The sequence below is a fragment of the Azospirillum isscasi genome (assembly GCF_030849505.1).
Taxonomy (GTDB): domain Bacteria; phylum Pseudomonadota; class Alphaproteobacteria; order Azospirillales; family Azospirillaceae; genus Azospirillum; species Azospirillum isscasi.
In genome coordinates this window covers 13,449-28,431 of record NZ_JAUJFI010000066.1, presented here as the reverse complement: position 1 = coordinate 28,431, position 14,983 = coordinate 13,449, and the positions used below count along the sequence as shown (strand labels likewise).

The window sequence follows — 14,983 nt, the reverse complement described above, 5'->3', positions numbered from 1 at the left end:
TTGCCCCCGGCCAGCCGGCCGGGCTCCTGCTGGCCGGCGCGGTCTGCGTGGCGCAGGGGGCGGAGAGCGAGGCGCCGGCCCTCTACGGCCGGGTCATCGCCGCGGCACCGGGCATCGGCACCGGCTTCTCCCGCCGGGCGACGCTGCTGCTGCGCCGGGCCGTGGGGAACGCGCCCCCGCCGCGCGTCGCGTCGGGAAAGCGGCGCCTGCTGGCATCCACGCTCGGCGATGCGGGGCGGTTCGGCAACCAGCTTCTCCAGTACGGCCATCTGCGCGTCTGCGCGGAGCGGAACGGGATGGAGCTGGAAACGCCGGACTGGATCGGGCGTCATCTCTACGGGCTGGACGACCCCCTCCCCGGGCCGCCACTGCCCACCCTGCATGAGGAGGCGTGCGGCGTTCCGGCGCTGCTGGACGGGCGTGCGCTGTCCGGGGCGGACGGACACGACGTGGCGGGGTTCTTCTGCGGCGGCACGGCCCCCCTGGCGCCCCACCGCGAGCGTGTCCGCGCCGTCTTCACGCCGGTCGGCGCGGTGGCGGAACGGGCCGCCGAGGCTCTGGAGAGGGTGCGGGAGCGCGGGCGGACCGTGGTGGCGATCCATCTGCGCCGCGGCGATTTCGGCTTGAACGAGCGTTTCTGGATCGCGCCGGAGGACTGGTATCTCGACTGGCTGGCCGGGGTTTGGGCGGCGCTGGACCGGCCGGTGCTGTACCTCGCCACCGACGCGCCGGAGCTGGCGGGCCGCTTCGACCGCTACCGGCCCGTCCTCGCCGGGGATCTGGCGGAGCCGCTGCCGGGGGCGGAGTTCTTCACCGACCATTGGATTCTGTCGCGGGCCGATCTGGTCGCCGTGTCCAACAGCTCCTTCTCGGTGACGGCGGCGATGCTGAACCCGTCGCTGCGCGCCGCCCTGCGCCCGGACCGCGGTGCGGCACGGCTGGTGCCCTTCGACCCCTGGAACGGGCCGGTCCTGCTGCCCTGACCGGTCGCGTCAGCCGGGCCGGCGCGCGTAGAGCGCGGCCAGTTGCCCGCCGGCCTCCTCCCGGTCGAACTGGAGGAAGTCGATGTGGCGCGGCCCGGTCGAGCCGCGCCAGCGGTCAAGCTCCGGGACGGATCGGGAAAGGTCGAACCACGTCCGGCCGGGGACGGCGGAGGCCGTCCAGCGCCCGGCGCCGGTTCCGGCCGCCACCAGCGTGGCGTCGGGCGGAAGGAAGGCGTTCTGAAGCGCGGAGCCCGGATGGGTGGGCGTCATGGCCGCGCCCCGGCGGGTCTGCGGTGGCCGGCGTCGCGCCGTGGCGTTTCGTGCTGCATCTCATCACCGGAATGGGCCTGACCGACAGTCCCAAGGGATGATCGCAACCGCTTCCCGTCGCCTTGGCACGGACGCATTGCGGAAGTGGACGCGGGGCGGGTCAACGGTGCCGCCCCGGTCGCGCCCGCTTGCGGCGTCAGGCCGCGCGGTGGAGGAAGCCCAGATGCTGCGGCGCCAGGGTGGCGGCCCATTCCTCCGCCGCGTCCTGCGCCTCGCGGCGGGATGCGAACCAGCGGGCGTCGGGGGTCCAGTCCAGGCCGTCATGCTCCGCGTGCCAGTTCCACCAGCCGTCCGCGGCCTCGCAGACCGTCAGCATCACGCCGAACGCGGATTCCAGGGCGCGGACGCCGGTCTTAGCCTTTTCGTTATGCCAGTCCATAAGCGTTACTCCAGATGTCCTGCCTTTCGGCATATCACAGTTTGGTAGGCCAACAAACCAAAAACGGAGGAGAGCAGTCGGGATTGCCGGTCCGGACGGACGCTTCCTCACTCCGGTAAGGACGCGAACGCCGTGGGTTGCGTGACTATTCCATGGCGTGCGCGGCGTGCGCGCTCGGCGGCGCGATGTCCCAGCCGGGCGGTGGCGATTCCCGCGGCGATTCCCACCGCGTCCCCGGCCAGATCGGACAGGCTGGCCTCGCGCCCCGGCACGAAGGATTGCGCCGCCTCGATCGCGGCGCCGAGCGCGAAAACCGCCAGCACCGCCAGAAGGGCCGCGCGCCGGCCGGCGCTGGCCAGGATGCCGAGCAGGGTCAGAAGCCCGAAGGCCCCGGCATGCACCAGCTTGTCGAAACCGTAGAGGCCGCTGGGCGCCAACCGTGGTTGCAACGCGGCCCAGAAGGCGAGCCCCATGAAGCCCAGAAGGGCGCAGAGCGCCATCCGGCGCCATGCGGGGGGAAGTGGGCGGAACGTCATGACGGCCTCCTGCGACGAAGGCCATCCTGCGCGGATCACCGTCAAGAGCCGGTTAATCGCCCCCCGGCCGCGCTGTGACATCCGGGGGGCGGGACGGCTCCATTCAGGAACCGGTCGCCAGCCCCATGGCGATGCCGCGCGCCTCGGTGAAGGCGGCGCGCTGCTGCACCAGCGTTCCGTCGGCGTACACGCCCCAGCCGCTTTGCGAACCGGAGGCGTGGTAACGGATTTCGATCCGGCGGCGACAGTCCTGCATCACGAAGTGACACGGGCTGATCTTCTTCCAAATGGACACCATCGGCATGTCGGGCACCCATCCAAGCGATGAATTACGATGACTCTACCAATGGCCGATTATGGTTGCCGTGATATTAACGAGACTGCGCCGGATTCCCGCGCAAAGTGGGTAGTGGCTTGTTCAGGCGCGGTTTTTCAGGGGTTTCCAGCCATCCGGGAGCGCCCTGGACCGGCTTTCCGGGGAGGGGCATATGCCCGATGGGAGGACGAGCTGCGGGCTTCATTGGTTAATATTCTACTAACGGACGGGTGGTCGGCCCGCCAACGATAGGGTAGGGTGGCTCATCTCAATCACCTTCGAGAGTGACTGGACGATGCAATCGGTCTCCATCTTTCTGATCGACGCCAACAAGCTGTTCCGCGAGGGCATGAAGGCCCTCTTCACGGAAGGGGAGTTCCGCATCACGAAAGAGGCCGCCAGTCTCAGCGACGTACCGCCGCCGGGCATGATGGAGGGCGACACGCCCAAGCTGATCATGATGGATCCGGCTTCCGCCAACGGCACGGTGCAGGCCGTGACCATCCTGCGGGAGCAATATCCCAGCGCGCGGCTCGTCCTTCTGGCCAGCCACCTCGACGCCCAGGAAATGGCGAACGCCATCCAGGCCGGGGCCGACGCCTTCCTGATGAAGGACATCTCCCCGGCGGCGCTGGCGCAGTCGCTGCGTCTGGTGATGATCGGCGAAAAGGTCTTCCCGACCCATCTCGCCGCCCTCCTCATCACCGGCAAGGCCGGCGCCAACAGCAGCGCCAACGGCCCGACCGCGGCCAAGGGCCTGTCCCAGCGCGAGACCCAGATCCTGGAGCGTCTGCTGCAGGGCGACAGCAACAAGATGATCGCCAACCACCTGAACATCACCGAGGCGACGGTGAAGGTTCATCTGAAGAGCCTGCTGCGCAAGATCAACGCCTCCAACCGCACCCAGGCGGCGATCTGGGCGCTGGAGAACGGCTTCGGCGGCAAGGTGGACAAGCCGATGGAAGCCGTCGCCTGAAAGGGATTGCGCCTGCGTGGCGCAGGACTGACGGAGGAGGGATGAGTGGTCGCGCCGGCCCCCCTCCCGGCCTCCCCCCACGTCGCGGGGGGAGGAGAGAGGTGGAGGAGGAGAGAAGCCCTTCCCCGCGAAGCGGGAAGGGTTGGGTGCGGGCCCAATGCGGCAACCGCGGGAGAACCTATTTCGCCCTCTTGCTCTTCCCCGGCGCCCGCACCGGTTCCGGCACGGGGGCCAGCATCCCCGCGCTGACGAAGCTGCTGATCTCCGTGATGATCTCGTCCGGGTCGCCGGGGTTGCAGATGCCCGGCGCCAGCTCCTCCAGCCGGTGGGTGTCTGAGAAGGCGTAGAGATAGGCGCCGATCATCAGCGTCATCCGCCAATAGACGTCCCGCTCCGACAGGTGCGGCAGCGCCTCCTTCAGCGCGGCGGCGAAGATGCGCGTCGAGGCGTCGTAGGCCTCGTTGCGCAGCTTGTAGGAGATTTCCGGCGGTTCGGTGTGCAGCCGGGCCTGGAGCCGCATGAAGGTGCGCCCCCCCTCCGTCTCGCGCATGGCGAGCGCCGGCATCAGGAAGGCGTAGACGATGTCCCGCACCGCCGGCGGCGCGGCGGCACGGCGCAGCGCCTCCAGCCGCTCCATGCGCTCGTCGGCGATCTTCCGTCCGCGGCGCAGGAAGACCTCCTCGAACAGCCCGTGCTTGGACCCGAAATAATAGCTGATGAGGGCCTGGGTCACCTCCGCCCGGTCCGCGACGTTGCGCAGGCTGGTGCCGGCGTAGCCGAGGTTGGCGAACTCCAGTTCCGCCGCGTCCAGGATCTGGTCGCGCACGTTGCTGGTGCCCTCCGGACGGCCCGGCCCGGCGCGGCGGCTGCGCGGCGGGCGGCCCCGCGCCGGGCCGCCGTCCGGCGCGGAGTCGGCGACGGGTGCGGCGTCCTGGATTTTGCTCATCGGTCGGCTCATCTCAATCCCGGCGGCACTCTTTGGACGGAAAGTCTAACATGGTGCAACGCCCGATCCTCCTTTCAACCATGGCCGCTTCTCACAGCGCGAGGATTCGCTCCGCCGGAACCACGTCGCCGTATTTCTGGCCGATGTCGAACAGGTTGGCCTCGTGCGGCGCCAGGGCGCGGTCGCCCACGCAATCGGCCATGACGACCGGGCGGAAGCCGTGGCACATGGCGTCCACCACGCTGGCCCGCACGCAGCCGCTCGTCGTCGCTCCGGCGATCAAGAGAGTCTCGACGCCGCGCTGTGTCAACCACGGCGCCAGCCCGGTCCCGAAAAAGGCGGAGGGAACCGTCTTGCGCACCACCAGCTCCCCCGGCACCGGAGTCAGCTCCGGCACGATGGCGCTGATGGGCGCGTGCTCCGTAAGAGTCTGCATGCCCGGCACCTTGATGGAGAAGACGTTCCCGTCCGACCCGTCGTCGGCGTAGACGATCCGGCTGTGGGCGACCGCCCAGCCCATGGCGCGGGCCTTGTCCAGCACCTGCGCCGTGCGGGCGATGGCCGGCGCGATGTTGCCGCCGCCGAACACCGCCGGGTCGGCGAAGCCGTTGACGAAATCGACGATCAGCAGCCCGATCCGCCCCTGGATGCCCAGCGATTGGCCGAAGCCCTGCCGTTCGTAGACGGCCTGTTCCGCAACGCTCATTGGGCCAATTCCTTTCCGGCCAGCAGCTTGCCCTCGCGGACGACGTCGCGCCCATCCAGCCGGACGGTGCAGTTCCGCATGGGAATGTCGATGTGGCAGGCGGTGGTGCGCGACCCGCCCGCCTCGTTGTTGGGGCCGAGCGAGAAGAGGAAGTTCCCGGCGAAGGCCCGCGCGTCCATGCCCAGCGTCTGTTCCCGGTCGTAGAGTCCGAGCGTGGACCAGCGCGCCCGCGTCTGCGTGCCCCAGCCGACGTGGGAGATGGCGTAGGCTTCCGGGTCGGCGAAGGCGTCCATGTAGTCGTTCAGCAGATCGGCATCCAGCCCGCCGGTGATGGCGGTGACGTAGCCCCTCTCCACCGTCATCTCGATCTGCGAGGTCAGGTAGGACTTCATCGGCAGCAGGATGTCGCCCTTGTCCAGCACGATCCGCCCGCTCGCCTGCCCCTCGTTGGGGAAGGTGAAGCCGAAGCCGCTCGGCCAATGGTCCCAGCGGCCCGGCTCGTCGACGAAGCCGTATTCCTGCACCGTGGGGAACTCGCCGATGGGCAGGCGCAGGTCGGTGCCGGCGCGGGAGGTGACGTGCATCTCCTTCGCCGCCTTCAGCAGCGCGGTGGCCTCGCCCACCGTCGCCTTGTCCTCCAGGCTGGGCAGCAGGCGGACCAGCACCTCCGGCGGCTCGACGGCCAGCAGGATCTTCGTGCCGCTTTCCAGGATCTCCATCTGCTCCGGCGAGAAGAGGAGGGTCATCAGGTCGAGCACCAGATCGCTTTCCTTCAACGCGGCCATGGCGGCGCGGTTGCCGGTCAGCGGGGTGGTGCCGAGATAGGCGAGGCTGTCGCGGCTGTGGGCGTGCTCCGCGTTGACCGGCGGCAGGTCCAGCCGGTTGACCCGCGCGCCCAGGTTCGAGGCGGCGATCAGGGCGGTGCGCAGGGTCTGCGGGTGGGTGCCGTCGCTGGTCAGGATGGTGACCACCTCCTGCGGCTTCAGCTTCGACAGGGTCAGAACATGGGTCCAGGCGCGGACCATATCGGCGTCACTGACGGGCATGATGCGTGTCCCTTTCCGGATGGGCGGTCAGACGGCGGTGCCGAGGAAGGTGCCGAAGGCGCGGTAGAAGCCCTCCGCGTCGTCCCAGGGGATCATGTGCCCGGCCCCCTCGACGCGGGTGACGGCCAGCTCGGGCTGGAGCCGGCGGATCTCCGCCTCCTCCTCCGGCCGGATCACGTCGCCGCGCCCGGCGGCGATCAGCAGGGCCGGGCAGGGGATGCGCGGGAAATCCGCGTGGATGTCGTCGGTCTGGAAGTCGTTGAAGGCGGTGACGATGGCCCGCTCGTCGCAGGTGTGCAGCCATTCGGCGCGCAGGCGGAGCTGCTCGTCCGTCCAGGTCGGGCAGAAGGGCCGCATCGCCTCCAGGTCGGCGCCCTCGCGCATCCGACGGATGGAATCCACGTACCAGGGCAACTGCGCCGGGTAGGGGCGGCGGCCCGGCCCGGAGACCGGCGGATCGACCATCACCAGCCGCGCCGGGGCGGCGCCATGGCGGCTGACCGCGCGCAGGCCGATGCGCGCCCCCATGGAGTGGCCGACCAGCGCGTAGTCGCGCAGGCCCAGCGCCTCGGCAAAGGCCGTCACGTCGGCGGCCATGGCGTCCAGCCCGTAGTCGAGCGCGTCCGACGCCTCCGACAGGCCGCGCCCCCGCACGTCGAGCACGTAGGTGTCGAAGTTGCGCCCGAAGCGCTCCGCCACGAAGCCCCAGGTGACGGCGGGGCTGGTGATGCCCGGCACGATCACCACGGGACGCCCCTGGCCGCCGTAGCGCAGGTAATGCTGGCGGATGCCGTTGGCGCGGACGTTCGCGCCGTAGCGGTGGGTGCTGCTGGTCATGGCATCCCCCGTCAGTAGGCGCCGGAGAGCAGGGCGCCGGCCCCCGGAACGCGCGTCGGCAGGCCCAGCGCCTTCAGCTTGGCATAGGTGGTGGCGACGGCGGCGCTCAGCACCGGCTTGCCGGTCATCGCCTCGACCTGCGCGATGGCGGGCAGCGAGGGCATCTGGACGCAGGCCGACAGCACCACCGCGTCCACCCCGGCGGTGTCCAGGCCGGCGACGATCCCCGGCAGGCGGGACGGGTCGTGGCGCCCGACTTCCAGATTGTCGGGGATCTCCAGCGCGCGCCAATCGGCGACCTGCACGCCCTCATGCTCTATGTAATCGACGACGAGCTGGGCCAGCGGCTTCATGTAGGGGGCGACCAGGGCGATCCTCTTCGCCCCCAGAACATGCAGCCCGTCGACGAGTGCCCCCGCGCTGGTGATGACCGGGGCGGCCCCGCCATTCTCCAGGGTGCGCCCGTGCAGCCGCTCCTGCGAGACGCGGTGGTAGCCCTTGCCCATGCTCATGATGGCGACGAGGCAGGCGTAGCCGAGCACATCGACGCGGGCGTCCGACAGCTCCAGCGCGCAGCGGTCGGATTCCGCGTCCATGGCGGCGAGTTCCTCCTTCCGCACCGTCTTCATGCGCATGCGGCTGGAATGGAAGGTGAAGCGGGTGCCGTGCGCCAGCGCGTGGGCGGTCAGCATCGCCGGGATTTCCGTCTCCATGGTCGTGTTGGAGCTGGGGACGATCTGGCCGATGCGATAGGTCTTGCCGTTCATGGTCGTTCTTTCGGATGGCGGGCCGGGGGAGTGTCGCGGGGGAGGCGGGGCACCACGAAGACACGAAGAACACAAAGAATTTCACAAAGCAGTTTTCGGCATGAACGGACGGCTCAAGCAGAGGAGAATTCTTTGTGATAATCTTTGTGTTCTTCGTGTCTTCGTGGTGAATTCCGCCTTCCCATCACATGACTTCAAGCGGCCAATTCGGGATTCGCGCCCACGGAAGGCCGGAAGGCGCGGGCGTCGTACTGGTAGACCCAGTTGGCCTGGATGCCGGTGGCCTGCGGGTTGAAGAGGCCGCGCAGCCAATAGACGAAGTCGCGCTTCGCCTGGGCCAGCGGGGAGGGCAGGTGGTAGGTCCGCCCGCGCTCCCGCGCCTCCAGCTGGACGCGGCTGGTGCGGGGAAGCCGCTCCGCCTCGTAGTCGCGCAGCGCCGATGCCACGTCGCTCCCGTGCCCCTTCAGGGATTCGGCCAGCACATAGGCGTCCTCGATCGCCATGGCGGCCCCCTGCGAGAGGAAGGGCAGCATGGGGTGCGCGGCGTCGCCCATCAGCGTGATGCGGCCCTTCGACCAGCTCGTCATCGGGTCGCGGTCGAACAGGCCCCATTTGTAGACCTGATCCACCTTGCCGAAGAGCGTCTCGACGTTGCGGTGCCAGCCGCGGAAGGCGCCGAGCATCTCCTCCTTGCTGCTGGGGGCGTTCCAGGACTCCTCCACCCACTCCTTGGTTTCGGCGACCGCCACGATGTTCACCGCCTTGCCGCCGCGCACGTAGTAGGTCACGACGTGGCTGTGCGGCCCGAACCAGAAGGAGGCGTCGGGGCTGACGTAATCGACCACCCCGCCGGTCGGCACCACGGCGCGGTAGCACATGTGGCCGGTGAAGCGCGGCGCCTCCGGCCCGAACAGGGCGGAGCGCACGACGGAGCGCACGCCGTCCGCGCCGACGATCAGGTCGGCCTCGAACTCGCTGCCGTCGCTGAAACTGGCGACCGCGGTGGTCTTGTCCTGGCGCACGCCGGTGCAGCTCACCCCGAAATTGGCGACGCTTTCCGGGACCAGGGAGGCCAGGATGGCGTGCAGGTCGGCCCGGTGGATGTGGATGAAGGGCGCGTCGTACAGCACCGGGCAGGTCTCGATCAGCGGCGTGCGGAAGCTCTCCCGCCCGCTGCGCCAGTTGCGCCCGACCAGGGACTGCGGCAGGAAGCCGGCGGACAGCATCCGGTCCAGAAGCCCCAGCGACTTGATGACCTTCACCGCGTTCGGCGTCATCTGGATGCCGGCGCCGATCTCGCCGAAGCCCGGCGCCCGCTCGAACAGGCGGACCTCGAAGCCGCGCTGGAGCAGGCTGCCGGCCAGCGCGACGCCGCCGATGCCGCCGCCGACGATGCCAATTCGCATGTTGGTTCGCACTCTTGCCTCCTGAAGGACGGCGACCGGAATTGTTCGGTCGTTTGTTTAATTACTGATGCCGCGACGCCCCGCCTTGCGGCGGCCTCAGCCGCCCAGATAGGCGCGCAGCAGGTCGGGATCGCCGCGCAGCTCCGCCGAGGGGCGGCTGGCGGTGATGCGGCCCGTCTTGACCACATAGGCGCGGTTGGCGACGCCCAGCGCGTTGTGGATGTTCTGCTCGACCAGCAGAACGGTGACGCCGTGGGCATTGACGGAGCGCACCACGTCGAACACCTCGTCGGCCATCTTCGGGCTGAGGCCGAGGCTGGGCTCGTCCAGCATCAGCAGCCGCGGCTCCGACATCAGCGCGCGGGCGATGGCCAGCATCTGCTGCTCGCCGCCGCTGAGCGTCCCGGCCATCTGGCGCGACCGCTCGCGCAGGCGGGGGAAGCGGTGGAAGGCCATGCCGATGCGGCGCTGCACCTCCTCGCGCGAGCGGCAGAGATAGGCGCCGAGCGCGATGTTCTCCTGCACCGTCATGTTCGGCCAGACGTGCCGTTCCTCCGGGCAGTGGGCGATGCCGGCGGCGACGATGCGGTCCGCGGGCAGGTTGGCGATGGACTTGCCGTTCCAGACGATGGTGCCGGAGCGTGCCTTCAGCAGCCCGGAGATGGCCCGCAGGATGGTGCTCTTGCCCGCACCGTTGGCGCCGATCAGCGCGACCGTCTCGCCGGCCCGCACGTCCAGCGACACGCCGTGCAGCGCCGCGGTGGAGCCGTAGGAAACGTGCAGCCCGTCCACGGCGAGGACCGGCGCACCGGCGGCCTGCGCGATGGCGGCGGGGGAGGGGGATTCGGAGAGCAGCGTCATGCGGCGGCCTTTCCGAGATAGGCTTCGGCAACCTGCCGGTTCTCCAGGATCTCGGCGGGCCGGCCCTCGGCCAGCTTGCGGCCGAAGTTGAGGACGACGATCCGGTCGGACACCGACATGACCAGATCCATGTTGTGCTCCACGATCAGCAGCGCGTCGATGCTGCGCCCGACCAGCGTCTTCAGCACCGCGCCGAAGGTCCCGGCCTCGTGGCTGTTCAGCCCGGCGGCGGGTTCGTCCAGCATCAGCAGGCTGGGCTTGGCGGCCAGCGCCACCGCGACCTCCAGCAGGCGCAGCTCGCCGCAGGACAGCCGATGCGCCGGGGCGTTCATGCGCTGGGCCAGACCCATCGTCTCGACGATGGCGGCGGCGCTCTCCCGCGCCTCCCGCTCGGCGCGGCGGACCGCCTCGCCGGGGAAGAAGGTGGCGAGAAGGGATTGGCGGCTCGCCATGTAATGGCCGGTCAGCACGTTCTCAAAGACGGTCAGCCGCTTCATGACGTTGGTCTTCTGGAAGCTGCGGACGAGGCCGAGCCGGGCGATGGCGTGGGGCTTGCGGTTGGTGATGTCCTGCCCCTTGAAGCGCACCCGCCCGTTGCTGGGCGCGTAGAAGCCGGTCAGCATGTTGAAGCAGGTGGTCTTCCCGGCGCCGTTGGGGCCGATCAGGCCGACGATCTCGCCGGGCTGGATGTGGAAGCTGAAGTCCTTCACCGCCGTGATGCCGCCGAAGGTCATGGTCAGGTCGTCGGCGCGCAGAAGCGGCTGCCGGTCGGTGGTCGCCGTCATACGGTGCGCTCCTTCGCGGCGTTGAGGGTCGGCCTGGGGGCTTGCTGCTCGCGGCGCAGGGCGATGAAGCCCATCAGGCCGTTGGGCAGGAACAGGACGATGGCCATGACGATCAGCCCGAACAGGGTGAGGCGGAGTTCCTGCATCTCGCGCAGATATTCCTCCAGCACCGTCACGATCACCGCACCGGCCAGCGGGCCGATCAGCGTGCCCTTGCCGCCCAGCAGCACCATGATGATCATCGTCGCCATGAAGGAGAAGCGGAACACCTCCGGCCCGACGAAGGAGATGTAGTGGGCGTAGAAGCCCCCGGCCAAGCCGGCCAGGAAGGCGCCCAGCACGAAGGCCTGCATGGCCGTGCCGAAGGGATCGACGCCGATGGACTGCGCCACGAAGCGGTTCTCGCGCACCGCCACCGCCGCCCGGCCCGCGTTGGAATAGACGAAGCGGTAGGAGAGGTAGAGCGCCACCGCGGCGATGCCCAGCACGATCAGGAAGAAGCCGGCCTTGTCGGTGACGGCCATGTCCCCGAAGAGATTCTGGCCGACGCCCGCCAGCCCCATCGGGCCGTTGGTCACCGCGATCCAGTTGTTGGCGACGATGCGCAGCACCTCGGCGAAGGACAGGGTGACGATGACGAAATAGGGGCCTTGCAGCCGCAGCGTGATCGCCCCGATGGCGAAGCCGAAGACGGCGGAGACCAGCCCGGCCAGCGGGATGGTGATCCACATCGGCAGCCCGGCCTGGGTGGACAGCAGCGCCGCCGTGTAGGCCCCGGTGCCGAGGAAGGCGGTGTGGCCCAGCGAGAATTCGCCGACATAGCCGACCACCAGATTGAGGCTGGTCGCCAGCACCGCGTAGAACAGCGCCATGATGGCGAGGTGCAGGATGTACTGGTCCGACACCGCGAAGGGCAGAAGCGCCGCCCCCGCCAGAAGGGCCAGCAGGATGTTGCGTTCCAGGGTCATGTCAGGCCCTTTCCGTGCGGATCGAGAACAGGCCCTGGGGCCGGAACAGCAGGATCAGGATGACCAGAACGAAGCCGATGACGTCCACCATGCCCATGGAGACGTAGCCGCCCCACATCGCCTCGGCGACGCCCAGCAGCAGGCCCCCGGCGATGGCGCCCGCGAAGCTGCCCATGCCGCCGAGGATCACCACGACGAAGCTCTTCAGGCTGATCAGCCCGCCGACCGACGCCTGGGCGGAGTAGATCGAGGCCAGCAGCATCCCCGACAGGGCGGCCAGCGTGCAGCCCAGCGCGAAGGTGGCGGCGTAGACGTGGCCGGTGCGGATGCCGGCGAGGCTGGCCGCCATCGGGTCCTGGAAGGTGGCGCGCATCGCCGCCCCCAGCCGGGTCCGGCGGATCAGCAGATGGGCGCCGACGATCAGCGCGATGCCGACCGCCACGGCCAGCAGGCGCAGCTTGGTCACCGCGACCGGGCCGAAGAACAGCGGCCCTTCGGCCACCGCACCGGCCACCTTCATGGGCGCCGGGCCGACCAGCAGGAGCGTGCCGTTGACCAGGAAGATCGACAGGCCGATGGTCAGCAGGATGCCCGGCTCCTCGCCCTGGCCGCGCACCCGCTCGATCAGGAAACGGTCCACGAGCCAGCCGACGGCGGCCATCGAGGCGGCGACCACGATCAGGCCGCTGAAGAAGTCGAGACCCAGGTGGTTGGTGACGAACCAGCCGCTGACCCCGCCCAGCATGTAGAATTCGCCATGGGCGAAATTGACCACGCGCATCAGGCCGAAGATCAGCGTCAGGCCGAGGGCGGACAGCGCGTAGAACACGCCCATCACCAGCCCGTTGGCCAGGAACTGCGGAAAGAGATCCATGACGTTCTCGCAAAAGCAGGCCCGCACGGGACGTGCGTTGGATCGGTGCGCGCCTGCGGGAACGGTGCCGTTGGGACGTTCCCGCGGCGCGGCCGCCGGTCAGTGCGGCGCGTCCACCGGGGTGGAGGCGATCACCTTCGGCGCGCCCTTCTCGATCCGCACCAGCACCGCGTCGAAGCCGTAGGCCTGGCCCTTGTCGGTGAATTTGTAGACGCCGTTCGGCGCCTCGTAGCTGGTCTTGGCGAGCGCCGCCCGGATCGCTTCGGCGTCGGTGCCGCCGGCCCGCGCGATGGCTTGCCCGGCGATGTTCAGGGCGTTGTAGCCGGCGGCGCCGTACTTGCCCGGCTTGATGCCGTACTTCGCCTCATATTTCTGGACGAAGGTCTGGTTGCGCGGGGTGTCCATGCTGGAGGCGTAGGGAACGGCGGCGTGGATGCCCTCCGCGGCCTCGCCGGTCAGGTTGATGAAATCCGCCGTGGCCCAGGAGCCGACGCCGAACACCTTGGTGTCCAGCCCCATCTCGCGGATCTGCTTGACCAGGATGGAGCCGTCCTGCGTCTCGGCGGCGACGAACACGCCGTCCGGCCTGGCGGCGCGCAGCTTGGTCAGCAGCGTGAAGAAGTCGGTGGCGCCGTGGTCGAAATACTCGGTCAGCACCGTCTTGACGCCCAGCGCCGTCAGGTCGCGGGAGAATTCCTCCACCCCGCCGCGGCCCCAGTCGTCGTTGACGCCGATGTAGGCGACCTTGGTCAGCTTCAGGTCGTTGGCGAGGATCTTGGCGAAGGCTTCCGCCATCAGCGCGTCCGTCTCGGCGGCGCGGAAGAAATAGGGGTTGCCCTGCTCCGTCAGGCTGGCCTTGGACGAGACGCCGGTGATCAGCGGCAGCTTGTACTTCTGCGCCACCGGCATGATCGCCGCGGTGGCGGAGCTGCAGAAGGCGCCGACCAGCGTGACGACCTTGTCCTTCTGAACCAGCTTCTCGACGGCGTTGACCGAGTTGGCCGGGGTGCACTGGCCGTCCTCGACGATCAGTTCGATCTTCTTGCCGAGGACGCCGCCTGCGGCGTTCATTTCCTCGACGGCGAGCCGGGCGCCCTCCACCACGGACTTGCCGTTGTAGGCGACCGATCCGGTCAGCGGCTGAACCAGCCCGATCCTGACCGTATCCTGCGCCTGCGCCGGAACCGACGCGGCGATGCCGGTCAACAGCAGGCCGCCCAGAACCACGTTTCTCATCTCTCCCTCCGCTTCGACGGTGAATGTCACGACGACGGCGAACGACGATTCCCTGTCGGCGCCCCGCCGTTGTCCGGCGTGGGCGCGTCGGCCCGTTGCGGGAACGCGCGCCGTCCGATGCGGCGATCGTTCCTGTGTTTTATTATACGGCCAATTAATTATTCAGGGATGCTAACGGTCGCGTCGCGGCGCTGTCAATCGCTTTTCCGACGAAGGCGGTTGGAGATTTTTTACGGAAGTGTCCGGCGCGCTCCTCAGCGGAGCGCGTCGAGCGTGTCGGCGTTGGGGCAGAGCAGGGCGTGCTCCGGCTGCGTGCAGCCTTCGGCCAGCAGATGGCGGCAGGTGCGGGCGCTGCGGCAGAGCGCGCAGACCCGTTGCAGGTCGTTCATCAGGTCGGGCCGGTCCTGCTCCACCGCGGCGCCATCGACGCCGTGCAGCGCCATGGCGGCGGGCAGCAGCGTGCCGACGTGGTTGGCGCGCAGGACTGCGGGCGCGTTCAGGTCGTTCAGCCCGGCGTCGGCCAGCACGCGGCTGCGCTCGTGCGGAGTCAGCGCCTGGAGCGCGTTCAGGGAACGGGCGTTGCGCCAGCCGCGCACGAGCTTCGCGCACAGGCCCTCCTGCGGCGCGGGGGCGGGGGTGGTCATGGGAGTCTCCGACGCGGGTTATTAATCGTTCGATTAATATTCCCTGCCGGAGCCTGCCGTGCCTTGATGTGGATCAGCCGCGCCCGGATTCCGTCACGGCGGGGGCCGCGTTCCGACGCAGCGCACGGCGTAGCGCCGGTAGCCGAAGCCGGACTCGCCCTCGCAGCGCTCCACCACGAAGGCCGCGCGCCGGGTGACGATGCGGCTTCCCATGGCGAGCGGGGTGTCGTGCGACAGTTCCAGCATCATGCGCTGCCGGCGCTGCGGGTGGGAGAGCAGCAGGGCACGGGCCTTGCCCAGCCGCCGTCCCTCGGCGTCGCGGCAGCGGGCCGGGATCGCGAACATCCACAAGGCGAGTGCGGCTTCGGGCATGGGCGGAATCCTTGG

At 69.3% G+C, this 14,983-nt stretch carries 18 protein-coding genes and 1 pseudogene; 2 read left to right on the top strand and 17 right to left on the bottom strand.

Annotated elements, in window-relative coordinates; translation table 11 throughout:
- Positions 1 to 983: pseudogene (locus QSG27_RS14800) on the top strand (tetratricopeptide repeat protein); the annotation flags it as partial.
- Positions 984 to 992: 9 nt separating this feature from the next.
- On the opposite strand, the gene QSG27_RS14795 reads toward QSG27_RS14800, so the two are convergent.
- The 4 genes from QSG27_RS14795 to QSG27_RS14780 form a co-directional block, all read right to left on the bottom strand.
- A complete protein-coding gene (locus tag QSG27_RS14795) occupies positions 993 to 1,253 on the bottom strand; it encodes a hypothetical protein (protein ID WP_306707373.1) in 261 nt (86 codons plus the stop codon).
- A 196-nt stretch (positions 1,254 to 1,449) separates the two neighbouring features.
- Positions 1,450 to 1,692: a hypothetical protein gene (locus QSG27_RS14790; protein ID WP_306707371.1), complete on the bottom strand. Its 243-nt coding sequence runs from the start codon at positions 1,690 to 1,692 to the stop codon at positions 1,450 to 1,452.
- A 107-nt stretch (positions 1,693 to 1,799) separates the two neighbouring features.
- Positions 1,800 to 2,228: a VanZ family protein gene (locus QSG27_RS14785; RefSeq protein WP_306707369.1), complete on the bottom strand. Its 429-nt coding sequence runs from the start codon at positions 2,226 to 2,228 to the stop codon at positions 1,800 to 1,802.
- Positions 2,229 to 2,331: 103 nt separating this feature from the next.
- Positions 2,332 to 2,532, bottom strand: a complete 201-nt coding sequence (locus QSG27_RS14780; RefSeq protein WP_306707367.1) for a hypothetical protein — start codon at positions 2,530 to 2,532, stop codon at positions 2,332 to 2,334.
- Between the two features lie 307 nt (positions 2,533 to 2,839).
- On the opposite strand from QSG27_RS14780, the gene QSG27_RS14775 reads away from it, so the two are divergent.
- Positions 2,840 to 3,520 (top strand): LuxR C-terminal-related transcriptional regulator, encoded by a 681-nt coding sequence (locus tag QSG27_RS14775; protein ID WP_306707366.1) that lies wholly within the window; start codon positions 2,840 to 2,842, stop codon positions 3,518 to 3,520.
- 178 nt (positions 3,521 to 3,698) lie between these two features.
- On the opposite strand, the gene QSG27_RS14770 is transcribed toward QSG27_RS14775, so the two are convergent.
- From QSG27_RS14770 to QSG27_RS14710, 13 genes are all read right to left on the bottom strand, one after another.
- On the bottom strand, positions 3,699 to 4,466 hold the full coding sequence (locus QSG27_RS14770) for a TetR/AcrR family transcriptional regulator (RefSeq protein WP_306707365.1): 768 nt from the start codon (positions 4,464 to 4,466) through the stop codon (positions 3,699 to 3,701).
- Positions 4,467 to 4,557: 91 nt separating this feature from the next.
- On the bottom strand, positions 4,558 to 5,172 hold the full coding sequence (locus QSG27_RS14765) for an isochorismatase family protein (protein ID WP_306707363.1): 615 nt from the start codon (positions 5,170 to 5,172) through the stop codon (positions 4,558 to 4,560).
- The gene (locus QSG27_RS14760; RefSeq protein ID WP_306707362.1) at positions 5,169 to 6,218 is read right to left on the bottom strand and encodes a 2,5-dihydroxypyridine 5,6-dioxygenase; all 1,050 of its coding nucleotides are present in this window, start codon (positions 6,216 to 6,218) and stop codon (positions 5,169 to 5,171) included. Before QSG27_RS14760 ends, QSG27_RS14765 begins: the two co-directional genes overlap by 4 nt.
- A gap of 27 nt (positions 6,219 to 6,245) precedes the next feature.
- Positions 6,246 to 7,055 (bottom strand): alpha/beta fold hydrolase, encoded by an 810-nt coding sequence (locus QSG27_RS14755; protein WP_306707360.1) that lies wholly within the window; start codon positions 7,053 to 7,055, stop codon positions 6,246 to 6,248.
- A gap of 11 nt (positions 7,056 to 7,066) precedes the next feature.
- Positions 7,067 to 7,822 carry a maleate cis-trans isomerase family protein gene (locus tag QSG27_RS14750; RefSeq protein ID WP_306707358.1) on the bottom strand — a complete coding sequence of 252 codons (756 nt, stop codon included), beginning with the start codon at positions 7,820 to 7,822 and terminating at the stop codon, positions 7,067 to 7,069.
- A 194-nt stretch (positions 7,823 to 8,016) separates the two neighbouring features.
- Positions 8,017 to 9,228, bottom strand: coding sequence for an FAD-dependent monooxygenase (locus QSG27_RS14745; protein ID WP_306707356.1), 1,212 nt, complete (start codon positions 9,226 to 9,228; stop codon positions 8,017 to 8,019).
- Positions 9,229 to 9,324: 96 nt separating this feature from the next.
- Positions 9,325 to 10,089, bottom strand: coding sequence for an ABC transporter ATP-binding protein (locus QSG27_RS14740; RefSeq protein WP_306707354.1), 765 nt, complete (start codon positions 10,087 to 10,089; stop codon positions 9,325 to 9,327).
- Entirely contained in the window at positions 10,086 to 10,874 is a 789-nt protein-coding gene (locus tag QSG27_RS14735; RefSeq protein WP_306707352.1) for an ABC transporter ATP-binding protein, read from the bottom strand. The genes QSG27_RS14740 and QSG27_RS14735 overlap by 4 nt, the downstream gene beginning before the upstream one ends.
- Entirely contained in the window at positions 10,871 to 11,842 is a 972-nt protein-coding gene (locus tag QSG27_RS14730; protein ID WP_306707350.1) for a branched-chain amino acid ABC transporter permease, read from the bottom strand. Before QSG27_RS14730 ends, QSG27_RS14735 begins: the two co-directional genes overlap by 4 nt.
- Before the next feature lies 1 nt (position 11,843).
- Positions 11,844 to 12,716, bottom strand: a complete 873-nt coding sequence (locus tag QSG27_RS14725; protein ID WP_306707347.1) for a branched-chain amino acid ABC transporter permease — start codon at positions 12,714 to 12,716, stop codon at positions 11,844 to 11,846.
- A gap of 99 nt (positions 12,717 to 12,815) precedes the next feature.
- A complete protein-coding gene (locus tag QSG27_RS14720; protein WP_306707345.1) occupies positions 12,816 to 13,952 on the bottom strand; it encodes an ABC transporter substrate-binding protein in 1,137 nt (378 codons plus the stop codon).
- Between the two features lie 254 nt (positions 13,953 to 14,206).
- On the bottom strand, positions 14,207 to 14,596 hold the full coding sequence (locus QSG27_RS14715; RefSeq protein ID WP_306707343.1) for a hypothetical protein: 390 nt from the start codon (positions 14,594 to 14,596) through the stop codon (positions 14,207 to 14,209).
- Between the two features lie 93 nt (positions 14,597 to 14,689).
- Positions 14,690 to 14,968, bottom strand: coding sequence for a hypothetical protein (locus tag QSG27_RS14710; RefSeq protein WP_306707342.1), 279 nt, complete (start codon positions 14,966 to 14,968; stop codon positions 14,690 to 14,692).
- Positions 14,969 to 14,983: the final 15 nt, after the last annotated feature.

Excerpts from the sequence above, each read along its gene's own strand:
- QSG27_RS14795 (WP_306707373.1), bottom strand. The coding sequence starts at position 1,253 with ATGACGCCCACCCATCCGGGCTCCGCGCTTCAGAACGCCTTCCTTCCG.
- QSG27_RS14790 (WP_306707371.1), bottom strand. The coding sequence starts at position 1,692 with ATGGACTGGCATAACGAAAAGGCTAAGACCGGCGTCCGCGCCCTGGAA.
- QSG27_RS14785 (WP_306707369.1), bottom strand. The coding sequence starts at position 2,228 with ATGACGTTCCGCCCACTTCCCCCCGCATGGCGCCGGATGGCGCTCTGC.
- QSG27_RS14780 (WP_306707367.1), bottom strand. The coding sequence starts at position 2,532 with ATGCCGATGGTGTCCATTTGGAAGAAGATCAGCCCGTGTCACTTCGTG.
- QSG27_RS14775 (WP_306707366.1), top strand. The coding sequence starts at position 2,840 with ATGCAATCGGTCTCCATCTTTCTGATCGACGCCAACAAGCTGTTCCGC.
- QSG27_RS14770 (WP_306707365.1), bottom strand. The coding sequence starts at position 4,466 with ATGAGCAAAATCCAGGACGCCGCACCCGTCGCCGACTCCGCGCCGGAC.
- QSG27_RS14765 (WP_306707363.1), bottom strand. The coding sequence starts at position 5,172 with ATGAGCGTTGCGGAACAGGCCGTCTACGAACGGCAGGGCTTCGGCCAA.
- QSG27_RS14760 (WP_306707362.1), bottom strand. The coding sequence starts at position 6,218 with ATGCCCGTCAGTGACGCCGATATGGTCCGCGCCTGGACCCATGTTCTG.
- QSG27_RS14755 (WP_306707360.1), bottom strand. The coding sequence starts at position 7,055 with ATGACCAGCAGCACCCACCGCTACGGCGCGAACGTCCGCGCCAACGGC.
- QSG27_RS14750 (WP_306707358.1), bottom strand. The coding sequence starts at position 7,822 with ATGAACGGCAAGACCTATCGCATCGGCCAGATCGTCCCCAGCTCCAAC.
- QSG27_RS14745 (WP_306707356.1), bottom strand. The coding sequence starts at position 9,228 with ATGCGAATTGGCATCGTCGGCGGCGGCATCGGCGGCGTCGCGCTGGCC.
- QSG27_RS14740 (WP_306707354.1), bottom strand. The coding sequence starts at position 10,089 with ATGACGCTGCTCTCCGAATCCCCCTCCCCCGCCGCCATCGCGCAGGCC.
- QSG27_RS14735 (WP_306707352.1), bottom strand. The coding sequence starts at position 10,874 with ATGACGGCGACCACCGACCGGCAGCCGCTTCTGCGCGCCGACGACCTG.
- QSG27_RS14730 (WP_306707350.1), bottom strand. The coding sequence starts at position 11,842 with ATGACCCTGGAACGCAACATCCTGCTGGCCCTTCTGGCGGGGGCGGCG.
- QSG27_RS14725 (WP_306707347.1), bottom strand. The coding sequence starts at position 12,716 with ATGGATCTCTTTCCGCAGTTCCTGGCCAACGGGCTGGTGATGGGCGTG.
- QSG27_RS14720 (WP_306707345.1), bottom strand. The coding sequence starts at position 13,952 with ATGAGAAACGTGGTTCTGGGCGGCCTGCTGTTGACCGGCATCGCCGCG.
- QSG27_RS14715 (WP_306707343.1), bottom strand. The coding sequence starts at position 14,596 with ATGACCACCCCCGCCCCCGCGCCGCAGGAGGGCCTGTGCGCGAAGCTC.
- QSG27_RS14710 (WP_306707342.1), bottom strand. The coding sequence starts at position 14,968 with ATGCCCGAAGCCGCACTCGCCTTGTGGATGTTCGCGATCCCGGCCCGC.